Source organism: Pseudomonas sp. TE12234 (assembly GCF_054061835.1).
In genome coordinates this window covers 22,695-28,962 of the sequence record NZ_JBSSEP010000033.1, presented here as the reverse complement: position 1 = coordinate 28,962, position 6,268 = coordinate 22,695, and the positions used below count along the sequence as shown (strand labels likewise).

6 protein-coding genes are annotated in these 6,268 nt (G+C 63.1%); 2 read left to right on the top strand and 4 right to left on the bottom strand.

Going from position 1 to position 6,268, the window contains the following annotated elements:
• The 4 genes from ACVWYU_RS29830 to ACVWYU_RS29815 form a co-directional block, all read right to left on the bottom strand.
• Positions 1–170, bottom strand: a 170-nt coding sequence (locus ACVWYU_RS29830) for a hypothetical protein (RefSeq protein WP_457374416.1), incomplete at its 3' end; no start/stop codon positions are given.
• A gap of 9 nt (positions 171–179) precedes the next feature.
• Positions 180–563: a glycine cleavage system protein GcvH gene (gcvH, locus tag ACVWYU_RS29825; protein ID WP_090323437.1), complete on the bottom strand. Its 384-nt coding sequence runs from the start codon at positions 561–563 to the stop codon at positions 180–182.
• Positions 564–998: 435 nt separating this feature from the next.
• The gene (locus ACVWYU_RS29820) at positions 999–2,507 is read right to left on the bottom strand and encodes a sigma-54-dependent transcriptional regulator (RefSeq protein ID WP_090323435.1); all 1,509 of its coding nucleotides are present in this window, start codon (positions 2,505–2,507) and stop codon (positions 999–1,001) included.
• Between the two features lie 76 nt (positions 2,508–2,583).
• Positions 2,584–3,507, bottom strand: a complete 924-nt coding sequence (locus tag ACVWYU_RS29815; protein ID WP_090323434.1) for a LysR family transcriptional regulator — start codon at positions 3,505–3,507, stop codon at positions 2,584–2,586.
• Between the two features lie 151 nt (positions 3,508–3,658).
• Here ACVWYU_RS29815 and speB point away from each other — a divergent pair, with 151 nt between their 5' ends.
• Entirely contained in the window at positions 3,659–4,657 is a 999-nt protein-coding gene (gene speB, locus ACVWYU_RS29810; RefSeq protein WP_090323432.1) for an agmatinase, read from the top strand.
• A 53-nt stretch (positions 4,658–4,710) separates the two neighbouring features.
• Entirely contained in the window at positions 4,711–6,219 is a 1,509-nt protein-coding gene (locus tag ACVWYU_RS29805) for an aldehyde dehydrogenase family protein (protein WP_457374414.1), read from the top strand.
• The last annotated feature ends 49 nt before the right edge of the window (positions 6,220–6,268 follow it).

Sequence of the window (6,268 nt, the reverse complement as noted above, 5' to 3'; positions counted from 1 at the left end):
TCTTCCAGGCCCAGCACGCTGGTGCCCTTGATGCTGTCGGGAATCACGCTGGCGCTCAGGGCTTCGAGGGAATCGAAGCCGAGGCTGTTGAGCATCGCTTGCTCGTCGCCGGCGCGGGGGCCGATGTGGCGGGCGATGAATTCGTTACGGGTGTCGAGGAGGGTGGTCATACTGAATCCTCACGCGTCGGTCTGGTCTTGGATCAGGCGTTCGTAAGCGGCTTGATCGAGCAAGCGGGAGATCGCCGACGCGTCAGCAGGCTGGAAGCGGAAGAACCAGCCTTCGCCCAGCGGATCTTCGTTGACCAGCTCAGGGTTAGCGTCGAGCGCCGAATTCACTTCCACCACCTCACCGTCCAGCGGCATGCCGATGCTGCTCGCGGCCTTCACTGACTCCAGCACTGACACTTCAGTCCCGGCGTCGAAGCCGCCCAGTTCAGGCACCTGGACAAACACCACATCCCCCAGTGCCTGTTGGGCAAACGCCGTGATGCCAACGGTCACCGTGCCGTCAGCTTCGGTGCGCAGCCATTCGTGGTCGACGGTAAAACGCAATTCGCTCATATCTACTCCTCATTGTTCTGACTCATTCGCTACAAGTGGCGAATGACGATGGGCAGGCTCGGTTGGGTGGCGAGCGTGGCTGAAGGAGTCATAGCAAGGGCGGTGCCAATGTTTATTTATTGTTATAAATCAATGGCTTGATGATGGATTTGGCTGTTTTGCGGTTTGCTCGTGTATTGAAATCAATACAGGCAAGCCAGCAACAGGGGGCGGAGTCCGGGCCAGACGGGTTGAGGTGGTTTTGTCTTGGATTCGATACGCCGTATCGATTTGCATACATTGTTGGGCGGCACTCGAACCCTATGGGAGCGGGCTTGTCGGGTCGCCGCATCGCAGCGATTGCGGTGTGTCAGGTAACGAAAATGGTGACTGACATGGCCTCATCGCGGGCAAGCCCGCTCCCACAGGGATTTTCAGTGTTGCTGAAACCGGCTGTCAGGCCTTGTTGGGAATCCCGTACTTGCGCAAGCGAACGGCGATGGCGCTGTGGGAGGTTTGCAAGCGTGCCGCGAGCAATCGACTGGACGGATAGCTGCGATACAACTGCTCAAGCAGGTCCTTTTCAAAACCTTCGACAGCCTCTTCCAGGCTGCCCACCTCGCCATCGTTCCGGCGCTCCACAGCGGTCCTGGCAATGTCGAGGTCGTCGAGGTCGACCAAGGGGTTTTCGCAAATCGCCGCCGCGCGGAAGATCACGTTTTGCAGTTGCCGCACATTGCCCGGCCAGCGGTTGCCGAGCAGGGCGGGAAAGGTGCTCGGCGCCAGGCGGCAGACCGGCCGCTGGATCTGCGCGCACGCTTGCTGCATGAAGTGCTGGGCCATCAGCAGGATGTCATGGCCGCGTTCGCGCAGCGGCGGCACTTGCAGGTTGAGCACGTTGAGGCGGTAGAACAGGTCTTCGCGAAAGTGCCCTTCGCTGACCATTTTTTCCAGGTCGCGGTGGGTCGCGCTGAGGATCCGCACGTTGACTTTGACCTCGCGATCACCGCCCACGCGGCGGAAGCAACCATCGCTCAAAAAGCGCAATAACTTGGCCTGCAGGTACGGCGACATTTCCCCCACTTCGTCGAGGAACACCGTGCCCTGATCGGCCAGCTCCAGCAGCCCGAGTTTGCCGCCCCGTTGGGCACCGGTGAAGGCGCCGGGGGCGTAGCCGAACAGCTCGCTTTCGGCCAGGCTCTCCGGCAGTGCCGCGCAATTGAGGGCCAGGAACGGCTTGTCGCGACGACCGCTGATGGCGTGGCAGGCGCGGGCCACCAGTTCCTTGCCAGTGCCGGTTTCGCCCTGGATCAGCAGCGGCGCATCGAGGGCCGCGACCCGCTGGGCCCGGGCTTTCAGCGCACGGATCGGCGGCGATTCGCCCAGCAGCGCATCGAAGCCTTCGGCGTGATCGTGGTGCAGCGCCGACAGGCGTTCGCCGATGCGGTTCGGTTGATAGAGGGTGAGCAGGGCGCCGGCATCGGTGATCGGCATGGCGTCGAGCAGCAAGGTGTGGCCGCCGAGGCTGACTTCGCGCATGGGCAGACGAAAGCCGTGGGCGATCAGCGTCGGTTGCAAGTCGGGATCATCGAACAGCGTGCCCAGGGATTCACCGGCCGGCTCGCGACCGCACAAGGCGATCAAGGCCGGGTTGGCCAGCAGCACATGACCGCGATCATCCACCGCCAGCACCGGGTCGGAACTGGCGGCGAGCAAGGCATCCAGTTGCAGGCGCCGGCGTTGTCCCGGAAGGATGTCGACCAGGGTCACCGCTTGCACGCCACGCACGCCGAAGAGGGCTTCGCGCAACTCCTCCAGCACTTCGGCGCCGAGGGTCGGGGCATCGATGTAGACGTTCGGCGGCACCATTTCCACGGCGTCGAGGTTGAAGCTGCGACCGCCCAGCAGGGCCAGGACTTCCTGGGTGATGCCGACGCGGTCGATGAAGGTGACGTGGATGCGCATAGGTGGCCTTGACCGGTGATGAAGCGAAACGTTGCGTCGATGAGTATGGCGGGCGCCGTTTGAATTTGGCGAGCCGTCAATGCTTCTCGGGTGCTGGCGTTTGGCGGGAACAGGCCGCCAGGTCTTCGAGAAACGCCTGCAGGATCGGCGGTGGCGCCGTACCGCGACGGGTGATCACGTCGAACGGCGACATCAGCTGCAAACTGGCGGGTGCCAGTTGGTGCATCTCGCCGGTCTTGATCCACTGCGCGGCAAAATGCGCCGGCAGAAAGCCCAGGTAAGCACCGGAGATGATCAGGATCGCCAGGGCCTCGATGTTGTCCACGGTCGCCGCAGCCTTGCTGACGCCCAGGTGTTCCAGGTCGTATTGCTGCATGTAGCCGCGCACGACGATGCGGCTGGCGGCAATCTCTTCGAGCAGTTCGTCACCCTCGGCCTTGCTGCCAAACAGCGGATGCCGGCGCCCGCAATACAGCCCCAGCGCTTCCTGGTACAGCGGCGAATGCAGCAGGCCCGGCACGTAGATCGGGAAGTGCCCGATGGCCAGGTGCAGTCGCCCGTCGAGCACGCGCTCTTCCAGTTCGGCGGGGGTGCCGACGTACACGTTCAGGTGCACATCGTGGCCACGGGAGACGAAGCGCTGGGTGGTGCGCGGGATCGGCGAGTCGGGGTCGGTGATGGTGGTGTCGATGATCCCCAGGTTGAGCTTGCCGCTGATGTGCTGCTTGAGCACGTCGGCGTCCATGCAGAAATTTTCCACCGCCGAGAGCAGGCGCTGGGTGGCTTCATGAATCGCCACGCCTTGCTCGGTCAGGCGAAAGCCGCTGCGCCCGCGCTGGCAGAGTTTGACCCCAAGCCGGGTTTCCAGATGGGTCATCTGTTCGCTGATGGTCGACTGGCCGGCGTTCAACGCCGCCTGCGCAGCGGAAAACCCGCCGCAGCGGACAATGGTGGCAAAGACCCTGAGTAACTTCAGGTCGACATCGTGCAGTTGAATCACCTGGGACCTCCCGCGTGTGGATGCATCGGCAATGCCGATATGAGTATCTGATGTTTAGCATTTTTTCCACGAAAAGCTGCGCCCATAGTCACTCCAACGGCGGTCGCCTTGCAGTCCGCCAGGCCGATAACAAGAAGTGGAGAGGCTAGAAATGTCGAACAATGGTTATGAATCCGGTCGCCTGAACCTGCCATTCGTGGGTCATTGCACCTTTGGCAAGTCCCCGGTGTGCACCGACTGGGATGCCCTGGATGCCGACGTCGCGGTGCTCGGCGTGCCCAATGACATGGGCACCCAGTGGCGCTCCGGCGCACGCTTCGGACCACGCGGGATTCGTGAGGCATCGACGCTGTTTTCCTTCGGCCATGCCGGTGCCTACGACCACGAAGACGACGTGATGTACCTGACCGCCGCCGACGTGCGGATGGTCGACGTCGGTGATGCCGACATCGTCCACACCGATATGGAAACCAGCAACAAGAACACCGAATACGCCGTGCGCAAGATTCTCGATGCCGGTGTCATGCCGGTGGTGCTCGGTGGCGATCATTCGGTGCACGCCCCGGTCATCAAGGCCTTCGAAGGCCGTGGCCCGATCCACATCATCCACTTCGATGCGCACCTGGATTTCGTCGACGAGCGCCACGGCGTGCGTTACGGCCACGGCAACCCGCTGCGCCGCGCATCGGAAATGAACCACATCGTCGGCATGACCCAGATGGGCATCCGCAACGTCTCGTCGTCCAACCGCGACGACTACGAAGCGGCCCACGAAGCCGGTTCGAAAATCCTTTCGGTGCGCGATGTGCGCCGCCTCGGCGTCGAAGGTGTGCTGGCGCTGATCCCGCAGAACATCAACTACTACATCACCATCGACATCGACGGTTTCGACCCGTCCATCGCCCCCGGCACCGGGACCCCGAGCCACGGCGGCTTCCTCTACTACGAAGTGCTGGAAATCATCCAGGCCCTGGCCAAGCGCAGCAAAGGCAACATCGTCGGCATGGACCTGGTGGAGGTTGCACCAGTGTACGACCCGACCGGCATGACCTCGATCCTCGCCGCGCAACTGCTGCTCAACAGCATCGGTTTCATCTTCCACGAGCGGGGCAAGGTGCGTGCGGCCCAGAGCGAAGCCACCCCAGCCTGATATCGAAACCAGCAAACCCGGCAGGACCCGACTGCCGGGCCGAGAGAATAAAAATGGACACGATCGTCAAAAGTTACCTGCAAAAATTCGGCGTCTCCGAGGCCACCCAGACCTTCCTTGGCAAGGTCCAGAAAATGTTCATCGGCGGCGCCTGGGTCGAGGCCAGCGATGGCCAGACGTCCGAAGTCATCGAGCCGTCCACCGAAGGCCTGATCACGCGCATTCCCATGGGCACCACCGCTGATCTGGACCGTGCCGTGCAAGCCGCCCGCGCCCAGTTCGACGGCGGTGCCTGGCGCCAGGCCAAACCGGCCGAACGCGAGCGGATGATGCAACGCCTGGCCGACCTGATCGAACAGAACGCCGCCGAGCTGGCGGAAATCGAATCGATCGACATGGGCAAGTCGGTCGCCTTCGCCAGGGACGTCGATATCCAGGGCACCGTCGATACCCTGCGCTACTTCGCCGGCTGGGCCACCAAGCTGCACGGGCGTACCGTCGAGCCGTCGCTGCCGGGCAATTACCTGGCCTACACCCGCAAGGAAGCGGTGGGCGTGGTCGGTGCCATCGTGCCGTGGAACTTCCCGCTGCAAACCATGGCCTGGAAGCTTGGCGCGGCCCTGGCCACCGGTTGCACCGTGGTAGTCAAACCGGCTGAGCTGACTTCGCTGTCGGCCCTGCGCTTTGCCGAACTGGTCCAGGAAGCGGGCATCCCGGACGGGGTGATCAACATCGTCACCGGGCGCGGCAGCGTGGTCGGCGCGGCCATGGCCACCCACCCTGGCATCGACAAACTGACTTTCACCGGCTCGACCCCGGTCGGCCGTACCGTGGGTCGCGCCGCGCTGGACGACATGAAGCGCCTGACCCTGGAACTGGGTGGCAAATCACCGGTCATCGTGTTCGCCGACGCCGACATTCCGGCGGCGGCGCAGGCGGTCGCCAACGGCGTGTTTTTCAACTCGGGACAGGTATGCGACGCGGGCACACGGGCCTATATTCACAGCAGTGTCTATGACCAATTCCTGCGCGAGTTGATCGCCTATACCCGCACCCTGAAGATCGCGCCGGGGATGGACCCGGACTGCTTCATCGGCCCGCTGGTCTCGGCCCTGCAAAAGCAGCGCGTGACCGAGTACATCGAAACCGGCAAGCAAGAGGGTGCCCAACTGGTCTATGGCGGCCAGCCGGTCGAGGGCCCTGGCTTCTTCGTCGAGCCAACCATATTCGCCCATTGCCGCAACGACATGCGCATCGTCCAGGAGGAGATTTTCGGTCCGGTGCTGGTCACCGCACCCTTCGACGATGAGGAACAGGCACTGGCACTGGCCAATGACTCGCCCTATGGCCTGGCGGCGGCCCTGTATTCCAATGACCTGGGCAAGGTGCACAGCCTGATTCCGCGTCTGAAGGCAGGCTCGGTCTACGTCAACGCCCACGGCACCCTCGACCCGTCGATGCCGTTCGGCGGCTACAAGCAGTCCGGGTTCGGCAAGGACCTGGGCGCCGAGCAGCTGGACTACCTGCTCGAGACCAAGGCGGTGTGGATCACGCTGCCCTGAGTCATTCCTGCCTGCCGGGCACCAAGGACAATGCCAGGCAGGCAAAGGG